The organism is uncultured Bradyrhizobium sp. (assembly GCF_936943645.1).
GTDB lineage: Bacteria > Pseudomonadota > Alphaproteobacteria > Rhizobiales > Xanthobacteraceae > Bradyrhizobium.
In genome coordinates this window covers 101,689-128,426 of sequence record NZ_CAKZJO010000057.1, presented here as the reverse complement: position 1 = coordinate 128,426, position 26,738 = coordinate 101,689, and the positions used below count along the sequence as shown (strand labels likewise).

At 64.7% G+C, this 26,738-nt stretch carries 25 protein-coding genes; 20 read left to right on the top strand and 5 right to left on the bottom strand.

The genetic code is table 11. The annotated features are described in order from the left end of the window. Window positions 1–2 precede the first annotated feature (2 nt). The 9 genes from Q0743_RS16935 (at window position 3) to Q0743_RS16895 (ending at window position 7,399) form a co-directional block, all read left to right on the top strand. Complete coding sequence (locus Q0743_RS16935) at window positions 3–971, top strand: sugar kinase (protein ID WP_298242650.1); 969 nt, start codon at window positions 3–5, stop codon at window positions 969–971. A gap of 32 nt (window positions 972–1,003) precedes the next feature. Next, the gene (eda, locus tag Q0743_RS16930; RefSeq protein ID WP_298242649.1) at window positions 1,004–1,654 is read left to right on the top strand and encodes a bifunctional 4-hydroxy-2-oxoglutarate aldolase/2-dehydro-3-deoxy-phosphogluconate aldolase; all 651 of its coding nucleotides are present in this window, start codon (window positions 1,004–1,006) and stop codon (window positions 1,652–1,654) included. A gap of 60 nt (window positions 1,655–1,714) precedes the next feature. Further along, window positions 1,715–2,884 (top strand): acetyl-CoA acetyltransferase, encoded by a 1,170-nt coding sequence (locus tag Q0743_RS16925; RefSeq protein ID WP_298242648.1) that lies wholly within the window; start codon window positions 1,715–1,717, stop codon window positions 2,882–2,884. 122 nt (window positions 2,885–3,006) lie between these two features. Next, window positions 3,007–3,213, top strand: a complete 207-nt coding sequence (locus Q0743_RS16920; protein ID WP_035674530.1) for a hypothetical protein — start codon at window positions 3,007–3,009, stop codon at window positions 3,211–3,213. Between the two features lie 126 nt (window positions 3,214–3,339). Then, window positions 3,340–4,539 carry a CoA transferase gene (locus Q0743_RS16915; protein WP_298242647.1) on the top strand — a complete coding sequence of 400 codons (1,200 nt, stop codon included), beginning with the start codon at window positions 3,340–3,342 and terminating at the stop codon, window positions 4,537–4,539. Between the two features lie 28 nt (window positions 4,540–4,567). Then, on the top strand, window positions 4,568–5,704 hold the full coding sequence (locus Q0743_RS16910) for a thiolase family protein (RefSeq protein WP_298242646.1): 1,137 nt from the start codon (window positions 4,568–4,570) through the stop codon (window positions 5,702–5,704). Next, window positions 5,701–6,060 carry an OB-fold domain-containing protein gene (locus Q0743_RS16905; protein ID WP_298242645.1) on the top strand — a complete coding sequence of 120 codons (360 nt, stop codon included), beginning with the start codon at window positions 5,701–5,703 and terminating at the stop codon, window positions 6,058–6,060. Before Q0743_RS16910 ends, Q0743_RS16905 begins: the two co-directional genes overlap by 4 nt. A gap of 482 nt (window positions 6,061–6,542) precedes the next feature. Then, window positions 6,543–7,070, top strand: a complete 528-nt coding sequence (locus tag Q0743_RS16900; protein WP_298242644.1) for a carboxymuconolactone decarboxylase family protein — start codon at window positions 6,543–6,545, stop codon at window positions 7,068–7,070. Window positions 7,071–7,096: 26 nt separating this feature from the next. Next, window positions 7,097–7,399 (top strand): nucleoside triphosphate pyrophosphohydrolase family protein, encoded by a 303-nt coding sequence (locus Q0743_RS16895; protein ID WP_298242643.1) that lies wholly within the window; start codon window positions 7,097–7,099, stop codon window positions 7,397–7,399. Between the two features lie 5 nt (window positions 7,400–7,404). Here the strand turns inward: Q0743_RS16895 and glsA are convergent, their stop codons facing one another. The 4 genes from glsA to Q0743_RS16875 all read right to left on the bottom strand — a co-directional run bounded on the left by glsA (window position 7,405) and on the right by Q0743_RS16875 (window position 13,046). Continuing rightward, window positions 7,405–9,252 carry a glutaminase A gene (glsA, locus tag Q0743_RS16890; RefSeq protein WP_298242642.1) on the bottom strand — a complete coding sequence of 616 codons (1,848 nt, stop codon included), beginning with the start codon at window positions 9,250–9,252 and terminating at the stop codon, window positions 7,405–7,407. Between the two features lie 21 nt (window positions 9,253–9,273). Then, window positions 9,274–11,349: a TRAP transporter permease gene (locus Q0743_RS16885; protein ID WP_298242641.1), complete on the bottom strand. Its 2,076-nt coding sequence runs from the start codon at window positions 11,347–11,349 to the stop codon at window positions 9,274–9,276. 141 nt (window positions 11,350–11,490) lie between these two features. Next, the gene (locus Q0743_RS16880; protein WP_298242640.1) at window positions 11,491–12,657 is read right to left on the bottom strand and encodes a TAXI family TRAP transporter solute-binding subunit; all 1,167 of its coding nucleotides are present in this window, start codon (window positions 12,655–12,657) and stop codon (window positions 11,491–11,493) included. Window positions 12,658–12,824: 167 nt separating this feature from the next. After that, on the bottom strand, window positions 12,825–13,046 hold the full coding sequence (locus Q0743_RS16875) for a biotin/lipoyl-containing protein (RefSeq protein WP_128917705.1): 222 nt from the start codon (window positions 13,044–13,046) through the stop codon (window positions 12,825–12,827). Between the two features lie 94 nt (window positions 13,047–13,140). On the opposite strand from Q0743_RS16875, the gene Q0743_RS16870 reads away from it, so the two are divergent. The 4 genes from Q0743_RS16870 to Q0743_RS16855 all read left to right on the top strand — a co-directional run bounded on the left by Q0743_RS16870 (window position 13,141) and on the right by Q0743_RS16855 (window position 18,284). Continuing rightward, on the top strand, window positions 13,141–14,115 hold the full coding sequence (locus tag Q0743_RS16870; protein ID WP_298242639.1) for a helix-turn-helix domain-containing protein: 975 nt from the start codon (window positions 13,141–13,143) through the stop codon (window positions 14,113–14,115). Beyond that, complete coding sequence (locus Q0743_RS16865) at window positions 14,045–15,604, top strand: acyl-CoA carboxylase subunit beta (RefSeq protein WP_298242638.1); 1,560 nt, start codon at window positions 14,045–14,047, stop codon at window positions 15,602–15,604. The genes Q0743_RS16870 and Q0743_RS16865 overlap by 71 nt, the downstream gene beginning before the upstream one ends. 252 nt (window positions 15,605–15,856) lie before the next feature. Continuing rightward, the gene (locus Q0743_RS16860) at window positions 15,857–17,554 is read left to right on the top strand and encodes a GMC oxidoreductase (protein WP_298242637.1); all 1,698 of its coding nucleotides are present in this window, start codon (window positions 15,857–15,859) and stop codon (window positions 17,552–17,554) included. Window positions 17,555–17,909: 355 nt separating this feature from the next. Beyond that, a complete protein-coding gene (locus Q0743_RS16855) occupies window positions 17,910–18,284 on the top strand; it encodes a hypothetical protein (protein ID WP_298242636.1) in 375 nt (124 codons plus the stop codon). A 27-nt stretch (window positions 18,285–18,311) separates the two neighbouring features. Here Q0743_RS16855 and Q0743_RS16850 read toward each other — a convergent pair whose 3' ends face one another. Further along, window positions 18,312–19,787 carry an FAD-binding oxidoreductase gene (locus Q0743_RS16850; RefSeq protein ID WP_298242635.1) on the bottom strand — a complete coding sequence of 492 codons (1,476 nt, stop codon included), beginning with the start codon at window positions 19,785–19,787 and terminating at the stop codon, window positions 18,312–18,314. A gap of 505 nt (window positions 19,788–20,292) precedes the next feature. Here Q0743_RS16850 and Q0743_RS16845 point away from each other — a divergent pair. The 7 genes from Q0743_RS16845 to acdA all read left to right on the top strand — a co-directional run bounded on the left by Q0743_RS16845 (window position 20,293) and on the right by acdA (window position 26,718). Further along, window positions 20,293–21,714, top strand: a complete 1,422-nt coding sequence (locus Q0743_RS16845) for a TadE/TadG family type IV pilus assembly protein (RefSeq protein WP_298242634.1) — start codon at window positions 20,293–20,295, stop codon at window positions 21,712–21,714. Between the two features lie 31 nt (window positions 21,715–21,745). Continuing rightward, window positions 21,746–22,282, top strand: a complete 537-nt coding sequence (locus tag Q0743_RS16840) for a TadE/TadG family type IV pilus assembly protein (RefSeq protein ID WP_298242633.1) — start codon at window positions 21,746–21,748, stop codon at window positions 22,280–22,282. Further along, the gene (locus Q0743_RS16835) at window positions 22,282–22,935 is read left to right on the top strand and encodes a TadE/TadG family type IV pilus assembly protein (protein ID WP_298242632.1); all 654 of its coding nucleotides are present in this window, start codon (window positions 22,282–22,284) and stop codon (window positions 22,933–22,935) included. The genes Q0743_RS16840 and Q0743_RS16835 overlap by 1 nt, the downstream gene beginning before the upstream one ends. A 273-nt stretch (window positions 22,936–23,208) precedes the next feature. Then, window positions 23,209–23,877 (top strand): TetR/AcrR family transcriptional regulator, encoded by a 669-nt coding sequence (locus Q0743_RS16830; RefSeq protein ID WP_298242631.1) that lies wholly within the window; start codon window positions 23,209–23,211, stop codon window positions 23,875–23,877. Further along, entirely contained in the window at window positions 23,867–24,862 is a 996-nt protein-coding gene (locus Q0743_RS16825; RefSeq protein WP_298242630.1) for an MDR family oxidoreductase, read from the top strand. Before Q0743_RS16830 ends, Q0743_RS16825 begins: the two co-directional genes overlap by 11 nt. A gap of 19 nt (window positions 24,863–24,881) precedes the next feature. Further along, a complete protein-coding gene (locus tag Q0743_RS16820; RefSeq protein ID WP_298242629.1) occupies window positions 24,882–25,457 on the top strand; it encodes a peroxidase-related enzyme in 576 nt (191 codons plus the stop codon). A 46-nt stretch (window positions 25,458–25,503) separates the two neighbouring features. Further along, window positions 25,504–26,718 carry a 3-sulfinopropanoyl-CoA desulfinase gene (gene acdA / locus Q0743_RS16815; RefSeq protein ID WP_298242628.1) on the top strand — a complete coding sequence of 405 codons (1,215 nt, stop codon included), beginning with the start codon at window positions 25,504–25,506 and terminating at the stop codon, window positions 26,716–26,718. The last annotated feature ends 20 nt before the right edge of the window (window positions 26,719–26,738 follow it).

Sequence of the window (26,738 nt, the reverse complement as noted above, 5' to 3'; positions counted from 1 at the left end):
TGATGGCGAGCGTTGCTTGCATCGGCGAGTGCATGGTCGAACTTCGGCAGGCGCAAGGCGGCGCGTCTGCCGGGCAGGGCGGCGGGCTGTACTCGCGCGGCTTCGGCGGCGACACGCTCAACACCGCCGTGTATCTGGCGCGGCTCGAGGTCAAGGTCGACTATCTCACAGCGCTCGGAGATGACGCTTTGAGCGATGAGATGATCGCCGCCTGGAATGCGGAGAACGTCGGCACGCGGCGCGTCGCACGGCTCGCGGGCAAATTGCCCGGCCTCTACATGATCCAGACGGATGCGAAGGGCGAGCGCCAGTTCTTTCACTGGCGCGACAGCGCGGCGGCGCGGCAGCTGATGAGCCTGCCGGAGACCGACGAGCTGCTCAACTCGCTGATGAGCTACGACATCGTCTATCTCTCCGCGATCACGCTCTCGATCTACGATCAGGCCGGCCGTGATCGCCTGTTCGCGGCGATCAAGCGCGCGCGCCTGCTCGGCACCCGCTTCGTGTTCGACACCAATTTTCGCGCACGCGGCTGGCCGGATCGCGACGTCGCCCGCGAGGTCTTCGCCGCGGCGTTCGCGGCCGCGGACATCGTGCTGACCTCGACCGAGGATCTGCTCGCGCTCTATCCCGGCGAGAGTCATGAGCAGCTGATGGCGCGCATCCCGACCCCGGAGCTGGTGTTCCGCCTTGCCGAGCCCGTGAGCTTGCTGCGCTTCCCCGGCGGCACCAGCGAGGTCCGCGCCGACCCCATGACGAACCCCGTCGTCGACACCACGGCGGCCGGCGACAGCTTTGCCGCAGCCTATATCGCAGCCCGGCTCGCCGGCTCCGATCCGGTCGAGGCGGCACTATCAGGACATCGCCTCGCCAGCGTTGTGATCTGCTATGCTGGCGCCATCATTCCGGGTTATGCCATGCCGCCGAAGAAACGGCATCGGTCGACGCCGACGCGTCAGGCGACCAAGTAAAGCGACGCACCTAGAACGAAAAGATCCCTGAGATGCCCACAGCTGCCCAACAGAATCATCTCGTCGCGCTGTTCAAGGTTGCGACCGTCATTCCCGTTCTCACCATCGAGCGCATCCAGGATGCCGTGCCGCTGGCGCGTGCGCTGGTCGCCGGCGGCGTCCGCACGCTGGAGGTGACCCTGCGCACCCCCGTTGCGATCGAAGCGGCGAGGGCGGTGATGGCCGAAGTGCCCGAGGCGGTGGTCGGCATCGGCACCATCCTCAATCCGGCCGACTTCACCCGGGTCGAGAAGCTCGGCGTCGCGTTCGGCATCAGCCCGGGCCTGACGCCCGATCTCCTGAAGGCCGCAGCCCACAGCTCCCTGCCGTTCGCGCCGGGCATCGCCACGGCCTCCGAGCTGATGATGGCGCTGTCCCACGGCTTCGACGTGGCAAAATTCTTCCCGGCCGAGCAGGCCGGCGGCATCAAGGGCCTGCGCTCGCTGGGCGGCCCATTCCCGAACGTGCGATTCTGTCCTACCGGAGGGGTCGGCGAGGCCAATGCGGCAACCTGGCTCGCCGAACCCAATGTGGTCGCGGTCGGCGGTTCCTGGCTGTGCCCGACGGCAGAGATCAAGGCCGGGAACTGGGCCGGCATAACTGCCATCTGCCAGCGCACGCTTCAGGCCCTTAAACCTGCGTGAAGTCTTGCCATCGCTGGGCTAAGACTTGGCTCAGGACAAGACCCCCAGGGAGACATGACCATGACCGCCAGCATCGTCGGATGGGCGCATACGCCGTTCGGCAAGTTCGACACCGAAACCGTCGAAAGCCTCGTCACCCGCGTCGCCAATGAGGCGATGGCCGATGCCGGCATTTCGGCGTCCGACGTCGACGAGATCGTGCTCGGCCATTTCAACGCCGGCTTCTCACCGCAGGATTTTACCGCCTCCTTGGTGCTTCAGGCCGACCCGAAGCTGCGCTTCAAGCCCGCAACGCGGGTCGAGAATGCCTGCGCCACGGGATCTGCAGCCGTGCATCAGGGCCTGCGCGCGATCGCCGCAGGTGCTGCCAAGATCGTGCTGGTCGTGGGTGTCGAGCAGATGACCCGCACCCCCGGTCCCGAGATCGGCAAGAACCTGCTCAAGGCCTCGTACCTTCCCGAGGACGGCGACACGGTCGGCGGCTTCGCCGGCGTGTTCGGCAAGATCGCCAGCTCCTATTTCCAGAAATACGGCGACCAGTCCGATGCGCTGGCGCTGATCGCGGCCAAGAACCACAAGAACGGCGTCGCCAATCCCTTCGCCCAGATGCGCAAGGATTTCGGCTTCGATTTCTGTCGGGCCGAGAGCGAGAAGAACCCCTACGTCGCCGGCCCCCTGAAGCGCACCGACTGCTCGCTGGTCTCCGATGGCGCCGCGGCTTTGGTGCTGGCCGATGCCGAGACCGCCAAGGGCATGGCCAAGTCGATCGGTTTCCGCGCCACCGCGCACGCCCAGGACTTCCTGCCGATGTCCAAGCGCGACATCCTGCAATTCGAGGGCTGCACCGTCGCCTGGCAACGCGCGCTGGAGAAGGCGGGTGTCACGCTTAACGATCTCTCCTTCGTCGAGACCCATGACTGCTTCACCGTCGCCGAGTTGATCGAGTACGAAGCGATGGGCCTGACGCCGCGGGGGCAGGGCGCCCGCGCCATCAAGGAAGGCTGGACGCTCAAGGACGGCAAGCTGCCGGTCAATCCGTCCGGCGGCCTCAAGGCCAAGGGCCACCCGATCGGCGCCACCGGCGTTTCCATGCATGTGATGACCGCGATGCAGCTCGCCGGCCAGGCGCCCGAGGGCATGCAGCTCAAGAACGCCAAGCTCGGCGGCATCTTCAACATGGGCGGTGCTGCGGTTGCGAACTACGTCTCCGTGCTGGAGCCGTTGAAATAGGCCTTGCAGGGTGGGCAAAGGCGCCAAGGTGCCGTGCCCACCGCCTTCCTTGCGTTAGATCATGGTGGGCCTGCCTCGCTTGGCCCACCCTACGGCTCCTGATTGATTGGCGGAAAAGCATCATGAGCACTGACTACGAAGACTCGCTGTCGATGGACGCACTCAACGACCGTATTGCGATCCTTGAGGACAATATTCGCCAGCTCATCGAGCAGGCCGCGGCCGCTTCGGGCGAACAGAACGAGTCGCGTATCGCCGACCGGATCAGCCAGCAGAACGAAGAGCTCGACCGGCTGCTCAAGATCCGCGAATCCCGCCAGAAGAAATAGCGGCCGATATCACCGCGCGACGCATGCGGCCATACGCCGGCCGCCCTTGCGCGCGCGGCATCACTGCCTTTAGCTGACCGAAATCGCGGGGCCGCGCCTTGGCGCCTGCGCAATCGGGAGCGAACGATGGGGCCGCTGAAGGGCATCAAGGTCATCGACATGACCACCGTGCTGATGGGGCCCTATGCGACCCAGATGCTCGGCGATTACGGCGCAGATGTCATCAAGGTGGAATCGCTCGACGGCGATGTCACCCGCCTGATCGGCCCGATGCGGCATGCCGGCATGGGCCCGGTGTTCCTCAACACCAACCGCAGCAAGCGCTCGATCTGCCTCGATCTGAAGAAGCCTGCCGGGCGCGAGGCCGTGCTGCGGCTTTTGAAGGACGCCGACGTGCTGGTCTATAACGTCCGTCCGCAGGCGATGGCGCGGCTGCAGCTCGGCTACGACGTCGTCTCCGCCGTCAATCCGCGCCTCGTCTATGCCGGCGTGTTCGGATTCGGACAGGACGGGCCCTATGCGGCAAAGCCCGCCTATGACGATCTGATCCAGGGCGCGACCGCGCTGCCCGCGCTGATGGCGCAGACCGGCGACGGCGTGCCGCGTTATGTGCCCAACGCGCTGGTCGACCGCATCGTCGGCCTCACCGCGGTCGGCGCGATCTGTGCCAGCCTCGTGCACCGCGACCGCACCGGGCGTGGCCAGCGCGTGGATATCCCGATGTTCGAGACCATGGCCGGCTTCGTCATGGGCGACCACATGGGCGGGCTCACCTACGAGCCGCCGCTCGACAAGGGCGGCTATGCCCGCCACCTCTCGCGCGACCGCAGGCCCTACAAGACCTCGGACGGCTATCTCAGCGTCATCGTCTACAACGACAAGCAGTGGGAGAATTTCTTCAAGGCAACTAGCCGCGAGGATCTCCGCGCCGATCCGAAGTTCGCCACCTTCGCCGGCCGCGCCGCGAATATCGACGTCGTCTACGCCGAACTCGCCCGCATCTTCGAGACGCGCACCACGGCCGAATGGATCGATCTGCTCACCAAGGCCGACGTGCCTGTCATGCCGATGCACGACCTCGGCTCCATCCTGCATGACGAGCATCTGGAGGCGACCGGCTTCTTTCCTGTGGTGACGCATCCGACCGAAGGGGCGATCCGCAGCATGAAGGTGACGGCGACCTGGTCGGAGACCGAGGCCGAGCCGGTGCGACTGGCGCCCCGGCTCAACGAGCACGGCGCGGAGATTCTTCGCGAGATCGGTTATTCGGCCGACGACATCGCCGCCATGGTCCGCGACGGCGTCACGCGCTCGGCGCCGGAGTAGGGGATCGGAATGACGAGGAGGAGAAAGCATGAGCTTCATCACCGGCGTCGGCCTCACGTCCTTCGGCAAGCATGAGGGCTCGTCCTCGCTCGACCTCATGAGCAAGGCCGCGCAAGCCGCGCTCGACGATGCCGGCCTCAAGCGCAGCGAGATCGACGGCATCCTCTGCGGCTACTCCACGGTCTCGCCGCACATCATGCTTGCCACCGTCTTCGCTGAGCACTTTGGCATCCGCCCGTCCTACGCCCACGCCGTGCAGGGCGGCGGCGCCACAGGCCTTGCGATGACGATGCTGGCCCATCATCTCGTCGTATCGGGTGTCTGCCGCAACGTGCTTGTCGTCGCCGGCGAGAACCGCCTCACCGGGCAGAGCCGCGATGCCTCGATCCAGGCGCTGGCGCAGGTCGGCCATCCCGACCACGAAGTGCCGCTGGGGCCGACCATTCCCGCTTATTACGGCCTCGTTGCCAACAGGTACATGCACGAATATGGCGTGAGCGAAGAAGATCTCGCCGAGTTCGCGGTGCTGATGCGTGCCCATGCCTGCACCCATCCCGGCGCGCAATTCCACGATCCCATCACGGTTGCCGACGTCATGGCCTCGAAGCCTGTGGCGATGCCGCTGAAGCTGCTCGATTGCTGTCCGGTGTCGGACGGCGGCGCTGCCTTCGTCATCAGCCGCGAGCGGACCGGCGAGGCGGGCGTAAGCATCCGCGGCTGCGCGCAGGCTCACACGCATCAGCATGTCACGGCCGCACCAGGCTTGAGCGAGCTCGGTGCAGAGATTTCCATCGCGCGTGCGAAGAAGCAAACCGGTCTTGCGATCTCCGACGTGCGCTACACCGCCATCTACGACAGTTTCACCATCACGCTCGCGATGCTGCTCGAAGACCTCGGTCTTGCCGGTCGCGGCGAGGCGGCCGCGCGGGTGCGCGCGGGACATTTCGGTCGCGATGGTGCCATGCCGCTGAATACCCATGGCGGGCTACTCAGCTACGGTCATTGCGGCGTCGGCGGCGCCATGGCGCATCTGGTCGAGGCGCATTTGCAGATGACGGGGCGGGCGGCCGATCGGCAGGTGCGCGACGCCTCCGTCGCGCTGCTGCATGGCGACGGCGGCGTGCTGTCGTCCCATGTGAGCATGTTCCTGGAGCGGGTGCGATGAGCGAGCGTCTGGCCGACTGGACCAAGGGTGAAGAGGCCATCACCTACCAGACCTGCAGCTCATGCGGGCATGTGCAGTATTTCCATCGCGCCTTCTGCGCGGCTTGCGGCGAATCGGATCCGCGCGAGCAGCGCGCCAGCGGCAAGGGCAAGGTCTACGCCACCTCGCTGGTCTGCCGCGCCGCCACGCCCGAGACACGGGCGCACGTGCCCTACAACATCCTGCTGGTCGATTGCGCGGAAGGGTTCCGCATGATGGCGCACGGCGGGAACGATCTCGCCATCGGCGATTCGGTTGTCGTGAGCTTCAAGCCGTTTGCCGGAAAACTCGTGCCGTTCTTCGCGAAGGAAACGTAACGGGATTCGTCATTCGGGGGCGGTCATAGGACCGAGCCTGGAACGGGTATTCTGGGCCTGGCCTGTGCGAGGGCCACCCCGGAATGACGAAAACGCTAAAACTCTGAACTCAACGCCCGTAGAACAAGATGCTAGCGATGACGAGCATCGCCGTCACCGCCAGCATATGCGCGAGCGCTCCCGAGGCCGCCCCCTTGGTGGCTTCCTTCATGCCTTTTTCTCCCTAGACTTGGGCGTGACTCATCGTTGTGCGGCTAGCGCACCCGACGGCCAATTGTTTTACTCGGAACACCCCATTTGCGAGTACTCACCGCGATTTGTCCCCACACGGCGAATATCGACTGTCTCAAGGTCGATCAGCAATGCGGCGGCAATTTGACTCGATGATGTTGCTCCGGCGTCCTCGCGCGAATAGAGTCTTTGGGAACTTGCGCGGACGACGACAAAAAGCATCAAAATTCAGGGAAAACTTCAGGAAAATCATGGCCCGCATCAACTACAGCGACCCGTCCAAGGCCTCCGACCGCACCTGCGAAATCCTCGACAAGAACCGCAACGCCAACATCTTCCGGATGATGGCGCACTCGCCGAGCTATTTCGAGCAGTACTGCCGCTTGGGCGGTGCGATCCGCCACAAGGGCGAGCTCGATCCCATCGTGCGCGAGCTCGCGATCACGCGCACCGGCATTCTGTGCGAGGCGCCTTACGAGATCGTCGCGCACAAGCGCATCGGCAAGAATGTCGGCGTCACGGACGCGCAGAACGAGGCGCTCGAGAACTGGCAGGCCGCGACCTGCTTCGATGAGGTGCAGCGCGCCGCGCTCGCCTTCACCGACGAGATCGTCAAGCTGAAGAAGCCGACGGACGCGACCTTCAAGGCGATCGCGTCGAAGCTGACGCCAGCCGCCCTGGTCGAGCTGCAGCTCTCGGTCGGCTTCTACATCATGACCTCGAAATTCCTGGAGACGTTCGAGATCGACCTCCAGCCGGTCACCGACGTGGTAGGCTGACCCCAAAGACACGGCGAGGGATGCCGATGACAATCGACGAATACGCGGCATGGGCCGCAACCATTGCCAAGGTCGATGAGCATCCGTCCAACGAGCGGCTGTCCTATCTCGGGCTCGGCCTCGCCGGTGAGGCCGGCGAGGTCGCCGAGCACATCAAGAAGCTGCTGCGCGACGACTGGCTCGACAAGGCAGGCCTTGTCGATGAACTCGGCGATGTCGTCTACTACTGGGCCTGCCTGTGCGCGGCCACCGGCCAGCAGCCGTCCGAGCTGCTCGACAGGAGTGCGGCGAAGATCAAGCGGCGGCTGAGCGAGGCGGCGAGCCGGTAGGCCGCTCACGTCGACGTCAGAATGTCCACCTTCGCATTGGCGACGATCAGGCGGTCGGCGAGGAGCTGCGCCAGGTTGCGCATGACGCGCTCGCTGGCGCGGGGGTGCTGCTTGCGGAAGCGCTCAAAATCCCTCAGCGGAACCTCGAACGCGGTCGCTGCCATGTCTGCAAACACGTCGGCCGAGCGCGTCGGCTCCAGCAGCGCCATTTCGCCAAAGGCCATACCGGCGGTGAGCGTCGCCAGGCGCACGCCGTCGGGCAAGGTGACGTGCACCGCGCCGCTGCGCAGGAAGAACAGGGAGTCGGCGGGATCGCCGCTGGTGAGGATCTTCGCGCCGGACTGAAAGGTCCTGATCGTGCAGATCGAGGCGAGGTCGGTCAGCTCTTCCTCGCTCATGCCCTCGAGCAGCGGCTGCTCGGCCAGCTCGGTGGTTTCGTGAAAGTCGATCGAGCCGCCATAGCGGTAGACGATCTGGTCTTCGGCCCATTCGATCGCGGTGTCGAGCAGATAGAAGTCGCGGACGTTCTTCAGTTCGGCGGTCCATTCCCGCAACGAGTCCCATTCCTTGGAAGCACGCCTGACGCCCGAAATCACGACGGTGACATTCAGCGCCGCGAGCTCCTCGAACGCTTCGGCGATCAGCCGGGCGCCCGCGCGGGTGGTGGAGGTGACGCGGTGCAGGTCGAACACGACGATTTGCGGCCGCGGTCGCCCGGCCAGCCGCCGTGAGACGTAGTCCACGGCCGACAGCGACAACGTGCCGACCAGCTCGATGACCCGCACCTCCTGCTCGTGTGTGGCCAAGATCTCCCGTTCCTGCGCCCGGCGCACGCGGCGCGACGGGCTCTTGCCGATGTCGTAATCGGCGATGACGGCGTTGCGGGCATCGTCGCTGCGGTTGAGCATGTGCAGGTCGTAATGCGAGGACAGCGCCTCGCAGACCTTGATGCCGCGCACGCTGTTGCCGTGCTTGTCGAGCTTCGGCGAATAGCTGCCGAGGCCGAGCCGGGCAGGGAGTGCCGCCAGGATGCCGCCGCCGACACCGCTCTTGGCGGGAATGCCGATCCGGTAGATCCATTCGCCGGCATAGTCGTACATGCCCGAGGACGTCATCACGGACAGGGTGCGCGAGATCGCGTAAGCGCTCAGCACCTGCTCGCCGGTGACCGGATTGACGCCGCGATTGGCGAGCGTTGCCGCCATCACCGCGATGTCGCGCGCGGTGACCAGCACGGCGCATTGCCGGAAATAGACGTCGAGCACGGCCGCGACGTTGTCCGAGATCACCGCATTGGTCTTGAGGAGATAGCCGATAGCGCGGTTGCGGTCGCCGGTCTGGTTTTCCGAGGCGTAGACGGCCTCGTCCACGGCAAGGTCGCGCCCGGCAAAACGACTGAGCGCGAGGCGGATCTGCTCGAAGGCCTCCGCGCCCTTGCGGTCGTAAATCAAGCCAGTGCAGGCGATGGCGCCGGCATTGACCATCGGGTTGAACGGATGGTTCTCGGCGTTGAGCCGGATCGAATTGAAGGGATCGCCCGAGGGCTCGACGCCGATCGCGCTCTCGACCCGGCCTGCGCCCAGCAGGTCCAGCGCCAGCGCAAACACGAACGGCTTCGACATCGACTGGATGGTGAAGGGCACCCTGGAGTCGCCGACCTCGTAGACGTGGCCGTCGAGGGTGGCGAGGCTGATGCCAAAATAGGCAGGGTCGGCCTTGCTCAGCTCCGGGATGTAATCGGCGACGTGGCCCGACGTCTCGGCCGAGAATTCGTTCAGGCAATTGTCCAGAAACCGCAGCAAGGGCGGTTTCGAACGGGTCCAGGCGGCGGCGAGAGGCGAGGGCGGTGTCATCGCCTCACTTGTGCAACGCAATCAGGGCACGCGCAACCCGTTCGGCAAGGGCGACTGCCGTCTTACCAGCAAGAGGGCAATCAGTATCGTGGGCAGCAGGATCGCGAGCCCGAGCAGCGTCACCTGCAGCTGCGACAGCGGCATGATCCCGCCGCCGGGTGTGGCCACCACGAAGCCGCCGATCACCAGCAGCACGCGGATCGGCCATTCCAGGCTGCCAGTGCCGCGGAGGTCACCGACGAAGGGCTGGTAGCCCTGGATGCCGCCGCAGATGAACAGCGTGCCGAATGCGGCGAGCCCCATCAGGCCGAGGCCGGCCAAATAGGGGCTCGGCCCCTGCAGCACCAGCGCCGGATTGAGCACGAAGAAGAACGGGATGAAATAGATGATGCTGCCGACCCACATCGATTCCCAGCCGGTCTTCATCGCCGGCGAGCCGGCAATGCCTGCGGCTGCGAAGGACGCGATCGCGACCGGCGGTGTGATCGACGACAGCATGCCCCAATAGAAGATGAACATGTGCACCGCCATCCTGTTCAGCCCGAGCTTCTCCAGCGCGGGCGCGACCAGGATGGCGAGAAAGATGTAGCAGGCCGTCGTCGTCAGCCCGAGGCCGAGAATGAGGCTGGTCAGCGCGCACATGGCGAGCAGCAGGAACGGATTGTCCCCGGCGATGTGCAAGAGGTCGTTGGCGAGGCTCGACACCACACCGGTCATCGAGAATGCCCCGATCAGGAGACCGCAGCCGGCGAGGATACCGACCAGCTCGACGAAAGTGCGGCCGTTGACCTCGAGGAACTTGCCGATCGTCGCAAAGGTCCAGCGCGTGTCCTTGGAGAAGAGCTGGTTGAGCACCAGCAACAGCGCTGTCGCATAGAACGGGGCATGGCTCTCGCGCTTGAAGTAGAGCAGCATCACGATCAGGAGCGCGATCACGAAGACGTAGTACCAGCCGTCCTTGATCGTATCCATGATGCGCGGCAGCTCGGCGCGCGGAATGCCCTTCAGCTTGTGGCGCGCGGCATAGGCGTCCACCTGCATGAACAGGCCGATATAGTAGAGCACGGCCGGAATGATCGCGGCGAGCGCGACGTCGGCATAGCTGACGTTGAGGAACTGGGCGATCACGAAGGCGGTCGCGCCCATGACCGGCGGCGCCAGCACCGCGCCGGTCGAGGCGCAGGCCTCGATGGCGCCGGCATAGGAGGCGCGGAAGCCGCTCTTCTTCATCACCGGGATGGTCATGGTGCCGGCGGTCAGCACGTTGGAGATGATCGAGCCCGACATCATGCCGAGCAGGCCGCTCGCGAAGATGCAGACCTTCGCCGCGCCGCCCCGGAACGTGCCGCACAGCGCGAAGGCGAGGTTGATGAAGAACTTACCGGCGCCGGTCATCATCAGCGCGGTGCCGAACACCAGGAATCCGATCACGGTGTCGGCAAAAGCCTGGATCGGAATGCCGAGCAGGCTCTCGCCAGACAGCACGTGATAGGCGGTTGCCTGTTCGACCGTCGATTGCGTGCCGCGGAACGGCCCGAGCCAGCCGGCCTCGGCGAACAGCGGATAGACGGTGAAGGGGAGCACGCTGAGCAGCAGGCTCCAGCCGCCGGTGCGGCGCAGTGCCTCCATCAGCATCACCCACATCACAAGGCCCGCGGCGATCACGTTGTTCGGCGCCCCGCCGAATTCCCAGCCGGCCTCGGCAGCCTTCCGCACGTTCGACATCAACAGAAGCGCCGCGGCGAAGGTCACGACGAACAGGACGAGATCATACCAGGGAATGCGGTCGAGCGGCGCGCGCTCGGTGCCCGGGAAGATCAGGAAGGTGAACGGCAGCATCAGGGCGATCAGGAGATAGAAATACTCCGTGTTGAGCTGGGTGTAGCCGATGAAGAAGCGGAGCGAGAATTGCTGGTTGATGCAGAGCAGGATGGTCGCCGCGGTCGCGGCCACCAGCAGCCAGCGCCAGGCGCCGCGAAGCGCGCGCACGCGCGTGACCTCGGCTTCCTGCATGTTGCCGGCAGCCCCATGCGGGTCGTCGAACACGACCCTCTTGGGTTCGTCTTGAGGGGCGGTGGAGATGGGAGCAGAAGACATCATCGACCCCGGGCATGGGCTGGTAACTAACTGAGCGAATGGCCGTCGGTTGGATCGATAGGGCCGCGCATTCTTCACCCTCTCTCGCAAGCGGGAGAGGGCACTCTTCTCGCGCTAGGCCACAAACGAACCCATCCTGTTCTAGTTCTCAAATCCATTCGGCATGTCGGCTTTGGCAAGCGCCGCGGCGCGCGCCTTCATCCAGCCGTCAAGGAAGGCCTTGTCGTCCGACGGCGGATTGGACTTGCCGTACTCCGTCCATGCGGCGCCGAGCACCTCTTGCCGCTTGATCAGCTTGGTGTTGTGCGCCTCCTGCGCATCGCTCCATTGACCGGCTTCCTTCAGGGCCTTCACCGCTCCGGGATGCACGGGTACCACCCAGTTCTTGGTCTGGCGGTCGGCTGCCAGCCCGCCGGCGCCGGGGGCGGAGTCCTTATAGACGTCGTAGTTGACGATCATCGCTTTGGTCATCGCATAGACCTGGTCGGCCGGTTGCGAGGCGTAGGTAACGAAGATCGGGTAAGGATAATTGCCGAGCTCGACCGGCTTCTCCGGCGAGATGCCGGCGCCACAGGTTGCGGTTTGCGGGAAGAAGAACGAGCCGACCTTCTGCATCCGTGCCCAGCCCTCCTTGTCCTTGGCGGGCAGCGGCGGCCAGATCAGGCCGCGCGGCGAGGTCTCGGCTTCCTTGGCGGGGCCGGTGATGGTGGTGCCGAAGGCGGCATCGACGTCGTTGTTGATCAGGCCCTTCCACATCGCGCCATAGCTCGCGAATTCGACGGCCTTGACGTCTTTCTGCGTCAGCCCGGCGAAGGCGAGCACCGCGAGCGAGTTCTGGTTCAGCGCGGGCGAGCCGACCACGAAGCCGACGCGCTTGCCTTTCAGGTCCTTCAACTCCTTCACGCCGGTGTCGGCGGCAACGCCAAGCGAGCCGCAGTTGCAGTCGACGGTCGAGAGCATGATCTGGAGCGGCTGCGGGCCCCACTCCTTTGCCCCGAATTCGAACATGCCTTCCTGCGCGAAATAGGTGCCCGATCCCATCGCCGCAGATGCCGCGCGTTTGGAACGCAGCGGCGCGAGGCGGGCGACGTCGTTGCCCGCGGGAAGCACGCGCACGTCGGTGCCGAACTTGTCCTTCATCATCTTGCCGACGCCGACCGCGATGTTGAAGCCGGCGGTGCCGGTGTCATAGGCGGTGAAGGTCAGCGTCGCCGGCAGCTTGATGTCTTCGGCGGATGCATAGCGTGTAGACGCAAAAGAAATGCCCGCAACCAAGGCAGGCGCGAGCATGAACAGCCCACGAAGCATGTTTCCCTCCAATGATCCCTCGCTTTGCTGCGAGGGCTTTCTTTCTTTGTTTGAAACAACGTTTTGTTTGCAAGAGATCATGTCATCGCCATCAAGCGATGGCAACGCCGTACCGCGCATGGAGGAATGACGCTGACAGATTGTCGCGGAAATGACGGAGAATGCAGTCAGCTCGCGACGATTGCGATCGCCTGCCCCTCCGCAACGACGTCGTCGAGTTTCACCAGAAGTGATGTGATCGTGCCGTTCGCAGGCGAGGGCACCGGTATCTCCATCTTCATGGCTTCGACCACCACAACGTCATCGCCATCCGCGACGGTTCCTCCAACTTGCACGGGAGTTGCGCAGATGCGTCCGGCGACCTCCGTGACGATCTTAATTTCTGGCATGCCATCGCCTTTTTGTTGTCGTCGCAAAATGCCTGAGGTAGCGTCGTCTGCAAGTGGAATTTAATTCCGCAGAGCGGAACAGACGGTAGGGAACATGGGACGACGATCCGAGCGGTTGAGTAGGCAAGGCGTGCTCGCTGGTGATGCCGGTGAGGGAGATGTCATCCAGGTGGTGTCGCGCGCGTTCGACGTGTTGCGATGCTTCGAGGGCCACGACACCAGGCTCGGCAATCTCGAGATTTCCAATCGCTGCGGTCTGCCGCGCTCGACGGTGTCGCGGCTCACGCATACGCTGACGCGCATGGGCCAGCTGGTCTATCTGCCGCGCGATCAGAAGTATCGCATCGGCCCGAGCGCGGTGGCGATGAGCGCTTCGATGATGAAGGGCGCACAGCTGCGCAGCATGATCCGCCAGCGGCTGCAGGAAGTCGCCGAGCAGCTTCCCGGCACGGTCGGCTTCGTCGTTCCCGATCGCTTCCATCTCGTCTATCTCCAGTTCGCGCGCTCGGCTTCCGCGCTCGGCCTCCACGAGGGCACCGGCAGCCGCATCTCGATGGCCTCGACCGCGGCTGGCGCGGCCTACACGGCGGCGCTGGCGCCCGAAGTCGGCGATGCCTTCATCAACGACATGGAGCGGGAAGCGCCCGAGGCTGCAAAGATCCTGCGGCCTCGCATCGAAGCCAACCGGCAGTCGCTGCGCGAGCGCGGCTATGTCACGGCCTGCGGCCTGTGGAGCCCGCACATCAATGGCCTCGCGGTGCCGATCTGGTCGCCGCAGTACCAGACCTTTGTTGTCATCACGATCGGCCTTCTGTCGGCGATGTATGACGAGCAGCGTCTGCACGACGAAGTTGCTCCGCCGATGCTCGCGCTCGGCCGCTCGCTCGGCAGCCTGATGGAGGGTGCTGAAAGCGACGCCTTCGCCAATCGCATCTCGCGTAAACCGGTCGCAATGGCCGTGCATAACAATAACAAGCCGATCAATTCGGAGGGAGTGAATGAACTGGAAGCCGGAACTCGACGAGCTCGCCCGGCGCGAAGCCTTCGCGCGGGAGATGGGCGGCGTTGACAAGGTCAAGCGACAGCATGACCAGGGCCGGCTGACTGTTCGGGAGCGTATCGACAGGCTGATCGACAAAGGCAGCTTCCACGAGATCGGTGCCGTCTCCGGCATCGGTGAGTATGATCCCAGCGGCGATTTGAAGAAGCTGACGCCGGCGAACTGCGTGTTCGGCCGCGCCCGTGTCGACGGCCGCACCGTCGTTGTCGTCGGCGACGACTTCACGGTGCGCGGCGGCTCGGCGGATGCGTCGATCTCGGCGAAGCCCCTGATGGCGGAGGAGATGGCGCATGACTTCCGTCTGCCCATCGTCCGCATCATCGAGGGCTCCGGGGGCGGTGGTTCGGTCAAGACCATCGAGACCAAGGGCGCGGCCAATCTGCCGGGCGGCATCGGCGGCACGCGCTGGTATCGCTTCACGACCGAGAACCTGTCGCGGGTGCCGGTGGTCGCACTTGGCCTCGGCTCGGTCGCGGGGCTGGGGGCGGCGCGCCTTGCTGCCAGCCATTATTCGATCATGACCCGGAAATCCGCGATGTTCGTCGCGGGACCGCCGGTGGTGAAGGCGCTCGGGCAGGACCTCTCGAAGGAGGAACTCGGCGGTGCCGACATCCAGACCCGCGCCGGCGCGGTCGATCATGCCGTCGACACCGAGGAAGAGGCCTTTGCCTGCGCGCGGCGGTTCCTGTCCTATCTGCCGTCGTCGGTCTACGAGCTGCCGCCGACCTTGCCCTGCACCGACAATCCTGAACGTGGCGACGAAGCGCTGATGAGCGCGGTGCCGCGCAACCGCAAGCAGGTCTACAAGGTGCGCCCGATCGTCGAGTCGGTCGTCGACAAGGGCTCGTTCTTCGAGGTTGCCAGAAATTTCGGCAAGCCTGTCATCGTCGGCCTCGCGCGGCTCGAGGGCAGGGCGGTGATGGTGCTCGCCAGCGACAGTTTTCACTATGGCGGCTCATGGACGGCAGATGCCTGCCAGAAGGTGGTGCGCTGGGTCGACTTCGCCGAGACCTTCCATCTGCCGATCGTCTACCTCATGGACTGCCCCGGCTTCATGATCGGCCTCGATGCCGAGAAGGCGGCCACCATCCGCCACGGCGTCCGCGCCATGGCCGCGGTGAACCAGACCACCGTGCCCTGGTGCACAGTGATCCTGCGCAATGCGTTCGGTGTTGCCGGTGTCGTGCATCAGCCGGCCGACCGGTTCTCGATCCGTTACGCCTGGCCCTCGGCCTATTGGGGTTCGCTGCCGCTTGAAGGCGGCATCGAGGCCGCCTACCGCGCCGATATCGACGCGGCCGAGGACAAGGCGGCCAAGCTGGAGGAGATCCAGGAGCGCCTCAACAAGCTGCGCTCGCCGTTCCGTTCGGCCGAAAAGTTCTGGGTCGAGGAGATCATCGATCCCCGCAAGACGCGCTCGCTGCTGTGCGAGTTCGCCCGTCTGGCCGAGCCGCTGCGCAAGGCGGGGCCGCCGGAGAATTTTTCGATCCGGCCGTAGGCTCGGCTGTCATTGCGAGGAGTTCTTGCGACGAAGCAATCCAGGAGCCCTCGGCGAAAAAAGTCTGGAGTGATCACTCCATCACCGTCATCCTGAGGTGGCCGCTTCTTCAGCGGCCCTCGAAGGATGTACGGCCCGGCTGGGTCGGGGCCGTGCATCCTTCGAGGCTCCCGGCGCGATGCTCGGCATCGCGCCACTCGCACCTCAGGATGACGGGTCGATAACCAACAAGAACAACAGGAAACGCCAATCGTGTATGACTTCATTATCGTGGGCGGCGGCTCGGCGGGGTCCGTGCTGGCCCACCGGCTCTCCGCCAAGAGCGCCAACAAGGTCCTGCTGTGCGAAGCCGGACAGGACACGCCACCCGGCAACGAGCCGGCCGAGATCAGGGACAGCTATCCCGGCACGGCCTATTTCGATCCGCGCTTCCACTGGACCGAGCTCAAGGTCACGACGCAGGTCGTCAGCCACAACAATCCGAACGAAGCCCGTCCGCCCTTGCGCAAATACGAGCAGGCGCGCGTGCTCGGCGGCGGCTCCTCGATCAACGGCCAGATGGCCAATCGCGGCGCGCCGACCGATTACGACGAATGGGACGCGCGCGGCGCCGAAGGGTGGACCTGGAACGACGTGCTGCCCTTCTTCAAGAAGGTCGAGCGCGACCTCGATTTCGACGGTCCCTATCACGGCAAGGACGGCAAGATCCCGGTCCGCCGCATTCCCCGGGAGCACTGGACCAGGCACTCGCAGGCCTTTGCCGATGCCTTCCAGCAGGCCGGCCATCAATTCCTGCCGGACCAGAACGGCGAATTCGTCGACGGCTTCTTTCCGGTAACGCATTCCAACCAGGCCGAGCAGCGTGTCTCGGCCGCGATGGGCTATCTCGATCGCGACACCCGCAAGCGCGCCAATCTCACCATCTCCACCAACACGCAGGTGCGCGAGCTGCTGTTCGAAGGCACGCAATGCGTCGGCGTGAAGGCTGTCGTCGACGGGCGCGAGCAGGAATTCCGGGGACGCGAGATCATCCTCTCCAGCGGCGCCATCCATTCGCCGGCGCATCTGTTGCGCGCCGGCATCGGGCCGGTCGGCCATCTCAAGGACCTGGGCATTCCGGTGCTGACGGGCTTGCCCGGCGTGGGCCAGCGCCTGATGGATCATCCCTCGATCTCGTTGTCGTCCTTTGTCCGTCGCGGCGCGCGTATGAACGAGCACACCAGGCGCCACATGCAGCTGGGCTTGCGCTATTCGTCGGGCCTTGCAGGCGTGCCGAAGGGCGACATGTTCGTCGTCCTGCTCTCCAAGTCGGCCTGGCATGCGGTCGGCGAGCAGATCGGCTCGCTGCTGACCTTCGTCAACAAGACCTATTCGGAGACCGGACAGGTCAAGCTTGCCTCGCGGGATCCGTCTGCGGAGCCCATCGTCGAGTTCAATCTGCTGTCGGATCGACGCGATCTCGATCGCCTGATGAGCGGCTTCCGCAAGATGGCGGCCATTCAGATGAGCGACATCGTGAAGAAGGTGACGGACAAGCCGTTCCCGGCCGCCTACACCGACAAGGTCCGCAAGATCGGCGTCGTCAACACCAGGAACAAGATCCTGACCAAGATCGCCGCGACGCTGATGGACGGACCGGCGGCGCTGCGCCACTACATGATCGACAATTTCGTGGTCGAAGGTTTCACCTTCGATCAGGTCATGAACGACGACGAGGCGCTGGAAGCCTTCGTGCGCAAGGCGACAATCGGCGTCTGGCACGCCTCCTGCTCATGCCGCATGGGCCGGGCCGACGATCCGATGGCGGTGGTCGACAATCAGGGTCGCGTCAGGGGTATCCAGGGCCTGCGCGTCGTCGACGCCTCGATCTTCCCGGTGGTGCCGTGCGCCAACACCAATTTCCCGGTGCTGATGTCGGCAGAGAAAATCGCGGCTGCGATGATGCAGTAGCGCGGCGGTTGATGTCACCGCGCGATGACGCGTACAGCTAGAACATAACCTAAGTTAAGGGCGGCAGCAGAAGCCTGTTTCTGCCGCCCTTTAGGCCCATTTTGGTCAAACCAATATTGGTTTCTCCAGAGTGGGGCAGGACCCTCCAACTTAGAGTCCTGCAATGATTAAACAGGTTATTTCTGCGTGCGTCCTCGTTGTCGCCACCTCAGCCGCTTCCGACGCGCGGCCCTACCGCATCCTTCGCGCGCCTGAATGCAACGTCACCATGCCCTGCGATTTCTCATATTCGCAGACGCCTCGCGGGTGGGTTCCCAAGGCTTCATTGCGGCAGGCTTCACTGCAGAGATCCTCGTTGCAGGCCTACCGCTCGACGCACATGACCGTGAGCGATGCCGGCAGTGCCGCCACCACGATCAGCGTCTCCGGCGAGCGCATCGTCGGCGGCCGTCCCGCCGGTTGCCCGTCGTTGTTCTGCGGCTGCGGCGCGTCCTTGCGCGTGTTCGGCCGCGTCGTGCCGGAATTGAATCTGGCGTCCAACTGGCTGCGCTTTCCGCGCACGGCGCCGGCGCCGGGAATGGTCGCGGCGCGCCGCGGCCATGTCTTCGTTCTGGAGCAGCATCTCGGCGGCGACACCTGGATGGCGTATGACGCCAATTCCGGTGGTCACGCCACGCGGCTCCACGCGCGATCGCTGCGAGGTTATACGGTCGTCAACCCGCGCGGCTGAAACAATGGCTTGGGTGCCCGGCGATCCTCACAGCCGGAGCACCTTGCCGGGATTCATGATGTTCTCGGGATCGAGCGCGCGCTTGATGGTTCGCATGATGTCGAGCTCGGTCTTCGACCGGTAGTGGCTGAGCTCGTCGAGCTTGTCGATGCCGATGCCGTGCTCGGCCGAGATCGAGCCGTCCATGGAGGTGATGAGATCGTTCACCGCCCGCGTGATGGCGTTCTTGTATTGGGTCAGCGTCTGCTGATCCATGCCATCAGGCGCCATGAACGAAAAATGCAGATTGCCGTCGCCGATGTGTCCGAGAGGATAGGGCCGGATGGACGGGAGGATGTCGCGCACGGCTTTGAGCCCGAGGTCGATGAACTCCGGAATCCTGGAAATGGCCACCGAGACATCGTAGCTGAGCCCCGGCCCCTCGGCGCGCGAGGCCTGGGCGACGCTTTCCCGGATGTGCCACATGTTGCGCGATTGATTTCCGGTCTGGGCGATCACCGCATCGAGCACGCGTCCGGCCTCGAGTTGATCGCCAAGAAACTGCTCCATCTTCTCCGCGATGCCCGCGGCGCCGTCCTGACGCGCCCGCGACGACGACCATTCCAGCAGCAGGTACCATGGCGTGTCCGCCTTGAGCGGATCCTGCGTGCCGGGAATGTGGCGGAGCACCATGTCGACGGCAGCGCGGCTCATCAGCTCGCAGGAGCCGACATTGTCCTCGGATGCGCTATGGGCGTCCGACAGGATCTCCAGCGCCGCGCGCGGATCCCGGATCGCAAGCCACGCGGTGCAGACGTCCTTCGGCGCCGGCCATAGCTTGAGCACGGCCTTGGTGATGATGCCCAGCGTTCCTTCGGCACCCATGAAGAGGTGCTTGAGGTCGTAGCCCGTATTGTCCTTTTTGAGCGCGCGCAGACCGTCCCAGACCTCGCCGTTCGGCAGAACGACTTCGAGTCCCAGGACGAGATTGCGGGCATTGCCATAGCGGAGCACCTGCACGCCGCCGGCGTTGGTCGACAGATTGCCGCCGATCATGCACGAGCCCTGGGCGCCAAGGCTGAGGGGCAGGAACCTGTCGTGCCTGCTTGCGGTCTCCTGCAGAGACTGCAGCACGCAGCCGGCCTCGACCGTCATGGTGTAGCCGGTGGCATCGATGTCCAGCACGCGGTTCATGCGGCCAAGCGACAACACGATGCCCGTGTGCGCGGGCCAGGGCGTGGCGCCGCCCATCAGGCCGGTGTTGCCACCTTGCGGCACGATCGCGACCCCATGCTCATGGCAGAGCCTGACCACCGCGGCGACTTCCTCGGTGCTGCCGGGGCGAACGACGGCTCCGGCCTGTCCAACCAGCAATCCGCGCCAATCCGTCACGAACGGCTGCTTGCCGTGCTCGTCCTCGATGAACCCTTTCTCGCCGACGATCGCGCGCAGTGAATCGCGCATGCGGGCGGTGAGCGGAGCGGTGGGAATGATGGGTTCGGACGACGGACCGGCAGCCGGCATTTGTTTCCCTTCTTGTTTCCCCTGGCGCATCTTGATGTGCACTGCGCACGACCCGTGCGTCATGGCATTGTCCACGTTTGCGCGGCGGAGTCTAACGGCAATATGTCTCTCATCCTCAGCGCGAGGCGGGCGGGGCGGCTTGCGCCGAGCACCGTGCGCGGCATCGTCTTCGGATGCCTGTCAGAGGTGCGCGCACGAGGCGTTTGACGCGCCCTCCGCGGGTACGCGCAAATTGCAGCTCCTCCGGAAATATACGGGTGTTTCCTAGGGTTTAGCGCCAATCGCTGCAATTGCATTTAAGCGACATTAATGATGCCATCTCGATATGAGACATCTCGATCCGTTTCGGCTGTGGTTTGCGAATTGGCCGTAAGCGTTGATTAAGAAGGCCATCGACATAGTCCGCCCGTGATGGGGAGCGCCGGGATCGAAACCCGACAATCTCTTCCGTCGATTTCGCAGGGAAAGGACCGCTGCCGCAACGACGGCAGCCAGGATGAAGCTCATGCTCCGCCGCGCAATGCTCTGTTTCGCGACAGACCGGAAGGCCAACGTCGCCATCATCTTCGCGCTGACGATGGTTCCTATCATCTTTCTCCTGGGCATGACGCTCGACTACACGCTGGCCTTGCGCAAGCGCGAGCAGTTGAACGCAGCCGCCGACGCGGCCGCGATTGCAGCCGTAAGGCCGGCGCTGCTGACGCAAACGACCAAATCCGTCATCGAGGCGACGGCGGCAGCCGTCTTTGCCGCCAAGGCCAATCTCCCCGGGCTCGTCGCGGTGCCGACGCCGACGGTCACGGTCACGGATGTCGGCCTCGCGCGGACGATCACGGTGTCCTACGTGGCGCAATCCGTGAACAATTTCCCCGGCGTCCTCGGCAAGCAGACCTGGCAGGTGTCCGGTTCGTCGACGGCGAAGGCGTCGAGCGCACCCAACATGAACTTCTACCTGCTGCTGGACGATTCCCCGTCGATGGCGCTGGCGGCGACCCAGACCGACATCGACAACATGGTTCTCGCGACGAAGAACCAGCCCACCTATGCGAAGAATTGCGCGTTCGCCTGCCATGAGGCGCATCCCAACAACGCAAATCCCAGCTCGTCGAACAAGGACAATCTCACGGTCGCGCGTGCCAACAACATCACGCTGCGGATCGATCTCGTGACCAATGCCGTCAAGCAATTGATGGTCGGACCCTGGACCTGCCCGCAGTCGGGCACTTCGGGCGGCGTCATGCAGTGCATGTCGGCGCTCAACAACACGACCTACCAGGCTGCCATCTACACCTTCGACTACGCCCTGAACACGATCCAGACGCTGACCACCCCGACCACCGCCGGCACGAAGATCGGCAACATTCAGCTTCTGACGGTCGATCACCAGAACTGTCCCGTTCTCAACGGCTCGGGCGGCTGTGTCTACACGACCGACTACGGCACGGATATCTCTAAGGGGCTGACGGACCTCAACGCCGCCATGCCCAATCCCGGCGACGGCAGCGCGACCGGCACGCCGCAGGAAGTGGTCTTCCTCGTCACCGACGGCGTCGAGGACAAGCTCATCCCGAAGTCGGGGGGCAGCTGCGACTCCAACGCCACCTATCCGCTTCCGTCGGCCAACAGCACGACCGCGCGATGCCAGCAACCGCTCAACACGGCGGTATGCGACACCATCAAGAGCCGGAACATCCGTATCGCGATCCTCTACACCGAGTATCTGCAGCTGCCGAGCGATGGCTGGTACACCAGCCGCATCTCGCAGTTCAACAATCCGACCTCGTCGACGGGCACGATCGCGCAACGGCTGCAATCCTGTGCCTCGCCGGGCCTGTACGCAAACGTCCAGAATGGCGGCGACATTTCCAAGGCGCTGACCGACCTGTTCATCAAGGTCGCGTCCAGCACGGCCAGCCTCGTGCAGTAGGGAAACGGCCATGTTCGGATCCGCCTCGACAATGAGGAGACGCCGCAATCGCTGCGCCGCGTTCGCGCGGGACAGCAGAGGTGCCACGGCCGTCGAATTCGCGCTCGTCGCAGCGCCGTTCCTCGCGCTCGTCATCGCGCTGATCCAGACCTTCCTCGTCTTCTTCGCCCAGCAGATGCTCGAATCCGTCGTGCGCCAGTCGGCGCGCCTCGTCATGACCGGGCAGGTTCAGTCCGCGCAGATGACGAAGGACGTGTTCAAGCAGAAGGTCTGCGACCAGATCGTGATCCTGTTCAAGTGCAGCGGCCTGATGGTCGACCTGCAAGTGGCGTCCTCGTGGACCTCCGCGAACACGGCGATGCCGACATTGACCTTCGATGCCTCGGGCAACGTCAACAACACCTGGCAGTACGATCCCGGCGATGCCGGTGACATCGTCGTTCTCCGCGTCATGTACGTGTGGCCCGTCGTGCTCGGGCCGCTCGGTTTCAACCTCTCGAACCTCGGCAACGGCAACCGGCTGGTGATGTCGTCCGCCGCGTTCCAGAACGAGCCAGGAGCCAACTGATGATCTCCGCCCTGACATCCCGCGCTCGGCACCTCTTGACCGATGTCCGCGCCGTTGCCGCGACGGAGTTCGCCATCGTGACGCCGTTCATGCTGGTGCTCTATATCGGCGGCGTCGAGCTCGGCAACGGGCTCGCCATGAACGTCAAGGTCAGCGCCACCGCGCACAGCGTCGCCGACATGATCACGCAGAACACGCAGGTCAGCGCGACTCAGATGACCGGCATCCTTGCGGCTGCGGGGGCCATCATGGCGCCATACCCCACCAAGAATGGCAGCACCCCCTTGATGACGATCACGGTCTCGGAAGTCTCGACCGACAGCAGCGGCAAGGCGACGGTGCAGTGGAGCACGTCGACCAACGCGTCGGCGGCGAGGACCGTCGGTCAGCAGATGACGCTGTCGTCCTTTACCGCGCCGGGCGGAACCACCAACGCCAACATCTCCCTCATTCTGAGCGAGGTCTCCTACGACTATACGCCCAACCTCGGCTTCACCATCGCGGGCACCGTCAAGCTGTCCGACAGCTATTATCTGTTCCCGCGCTGCTCGACCAACGGCCCGGGCGGCTCCTCGAGCTCTCCCTATTACGACGTCAAATATCCCGCGACCACCTGCACCTGCGTGCAGCATTTGCAGCAGAAGACCTGCTGATCTCGCGGAAGCGGGCCTGAGCGAACGGGATTCCGCCGCGCCGCCGCGTCCCGGGTTCCGAGCGTAGCTCATCTCGCTGGAGCGGCCCGCCTGCAATCGCCTCGGTGCGCTTTCCGCGCGCGGCTCTCCGCAGCACCTCGTAGTCATCCACCAGATCGGAGCGGCCCGCCAGGGCAAGCTCGCGTTCGCTCGCGCACTGCCGCCGCCAGGAGGCTGGGGACGGTATTCCATCGGCGGGTTGATTTTATAAAACGATCGGTCTAATAAATTCGCATGAACAGGCAAGCTTCGGTTTCAGAGCGTCGTCGAGGTCGTCCTCCGAAGGACCAGTCGCAGCCGAATGCGCCGCGCGCGCGCTTGCTGCGCACGGGCTTGGCGATCTTGACCGAGAAGGGATTCAGCGCCGTCGGCGTCGAGGAGATCCTGGCCGCGGCGGACGTGCCGAAGGGGTCGTTCTATCATTACTTCGGCAGCAAGGAGGCCTTTGGCCTCGAGCTGATCGATACCTATGCCGCCTATTTCGCGCGCAAGCTGGATCGCTGGTTCGACGATGGGACACGGGCTCCGCTGGACCGTCTGCGCGATTTCATCGCGGACGCGCGGGCGGGCATGGCACGCCACTTCTATCGACGCGGCTGTCTGGTCGGCAATCTCGGACAGGAGATGGGCGCGTTGCCGGAGCCGTTCCGGCAGAGCCTGGCTGCCGTTTTCAGGGATTGGGAAGCGCGAACCTCCCGCTGCCTCCGCGCGGCGCAGGAGGCGGGCGACATCCCCGGGAGCGTCGATTGCGATAGTCTGGCGCATTTCTTCTGGATCGGCTGGGAGGGGGCGGTGCTGCGGGCCAAGCTGGAACGGCGCCCCGAGGCGCTCGACGTCTTCGCGCGCGGATTCCTTGCGATGATTGAGGCCAAGGACATGAGGACCCACGACCGTGAGCAATAGTTTCAGAGCCGTCCTGATCGAGAGTGAGGGCGGCAAGCAGTCCGTACGGCTGGCAGAGCTTCCGCTCGACAAATTGCCCGATGGCGATGTCACGGTGCGGGTCGCCTGTTCCACCCTGAACTACAAGGATGCGCTCGCCATCACCGGGAAGGGCCCTGTGGTCCGCAAATTTCCGATGGTGCCCGGCATCGATTTGGCCGGCACCGTCGAGGACTCCACATCGCCCGAGTTCAAGCGCGGCGACAAGGTCGTGTTGAACGGCTGGGGCGTGGGCGAGCAGCGTTGGGGCGGTCTGGCCGAGATGGCCCGCGTCAAGAGCGAGTGGCTGATCCCGCTCGAGCCTGCGTTTTCCTTCGCGCAAGCCATGAGCATTGGCACCGCCGGCTACACTGCGGCGCTGTGTGTGATGGCGCTGGAGCGTCACGGCATCAAGCCCGGTCATGGCGAGGTGCTGGTAACGGGCGCGGCCGGTGGTGTCGGCAGCGTTGCGACAGCGTTGCTTGCCAAGCTCGGCTACGACGTCGTCGCCGTGACCGGCCGCACGGAGGAGAGCGACTATCTGACGAGCCTCGGCGCCAAGCGGATCCTGCCGCGATCGCTGTTCAGCGAGCCCGGCAAGCCGTTGGCGAAAGAACAATGGGCCGGCGCCGTGGACGTCGCCGGCGGGCAGGTGCTCGCCAATGTCTGTGCGTCGATGAAATATCGCGGCGTCGTCGCGGCCTGCGGGCTGGCCGCCGGCATGAGCTTTCCGGCCACCGTTGCGCCGTTCATCCTGCGAGGCGTCACACTGGTCGGAATCGACAGTGTGATGTGTCCGCGCGAGGAACGCCGCGAAGCGTGGCGGCGGCTCGCCCGCGATCTCGATCTGCATCGGCTTGATGCGATGACGGAGAGAGTCTCGCTCGAAAACTGCATCCCCGTTGCGGAGCGCCTCCTTGCCGGCGCGGTGCGGGGGCGCGTGATCGTACCGGTTTCCAAAGACTAGCCCCAAGGATATCCAGGCCATGACCCAGGCACCCGCCGTCAGCCGCTTTCCCGTCCCTGAACTCGCCGACATGCCGGACGATATCCGGGCCCGTATCCTCGCCGTCCAGGAGAAGTCCGGCTTCATTCCGAACGTGTTTCTCGTGCTCGCGCACCGGCCCGACGAGTTTCGTGCGTTCTTCGCCTACCACGATGCGCTCATGGACAAGCCCGGCAACCTCACCAAGGCCGAGCGGGAAATGATCGTGGTTGCGACCAGCAACCTCAATCAATGCCAATATTGCGTCATCGCGCACGGCGCCATCCTGCGCATCCGCGCCAAGGACCCGCTGATCGCCGATCAGGTCGCGGTCAACTACCGCAAGGCTGACATCACCGACCGGCAGAAGGCGATGCTCGACTTCGCCGTTCGCGTTTCGACCGAGGCCTACAAGGTGTCCGAATCCGATTTCGCCACGCTGAAATCGCACGGGTTCACGGAAGAGGACGTCTGGGACATTGCCGCGATCACGGCCTTCTTCGGCCTCTCCAACCGGCTCGCCAACGTCACCAGCATGCGTCCGAACGCAGAATTCTACAGCATGGGGCGCGGCTGACGGATCGCTTCGGCAAGCGCGCCCGTCCGCGGAATGGAGAACGGTCATGGAGCTCTCGTCCCAGCAGCTGGTCCTGAAAGAGAGGGCTGCGGCGCTCTCCGACGAAACGATCCGCCGACGTGCGGCCGACATCGACACGTCGCGCGAATATCCGTGGGACGTCGTCGAGGCGCTTAAGGCCGAGCGCTTCATGGGCATGACCATTCCGCCTGAATATGGCGGCGAGGGCCGGAGCTTCCTCGACACGGTGCTGGTGATCGAGGAGATCGCACGGTCCTGCACCGTCTCTGCGCGCATCGTGGTCGAGGCCAACATGGGCGCGATCTCGACCGTCATGGCCTACGGGACCGATGCGCAGAAGAAACGCGCGGCCGATCTCGTCCTCGGAGGCGACAAGCCCGCCATCTGCATCACCGAGCCTGACGCCGGCAGCGATGCGAGCGGAATGACGACCCGGGCCGACAAGCGCGGCAACCGCTACGTGCTCAACGGCAGGAAGCACTGGATCACCGGCGCCGGGGTCTCCCGGCTTCATTTGATCTTTGCGCGCGTGTTCGACGAGAGCGGGGAGGAGCTTGGCGTCGGCGGCTTCCTGGCCGTTCGCGGCGAGGCCGAGGGGCTGCGCGTCAGCAAGCGCGAAACGACGATGGGGCTGTGCGGCATGCCCGAGGGTGAACTCGTGTTCGAGGACCTCGAGATCACGCCGGACATGGTGCTGCTGCCTCCGTCCGGCTTCAAGCGCGGCTTTGCCGATCTCATCAATGCCTATAACAGCCAGCGTGTCGGCGCGGGCACGGTCGCCATGGGGATCGCCGCCGGCGCGCTGGAGCACGCCGTTGCATGGGCCAAGACTCGCGAGCAGTTCGGCCGGCCGATCGGCGAATTCCAGGGGCTGCACTGGATGCTTGCCGACATGCAGACGCAACTCACCGCATCGCGCCTGATGCTGCACGCGGCGGCAACCTCGCGCGGGCCGGGCGGCAGCGCGTTCCCCGATCCGACGCTGGCAGCACAGGCGAAGATCTTCGCCTCGGAGGCCGCCATCAAGATCGTCAACGACGCTCTGCAGGTGTTCGGCGCCCGCGGCTATTCGCGCGACTTCCCGCTGGAGCGCATGGCGCGCGACGTCCGCATGTTCACGATCGGCGGCGGCACGGCGCAGGTGCTGCGCACGCTGGTCGCAAGCAAGGTGCTGGGCTGGAAGCTGCCGCAGACGCGGGACGGCTACGTCTCGTCGAGGGACGTCACAACAAAGAACTAGAACGCCGTGACGCGTGACGG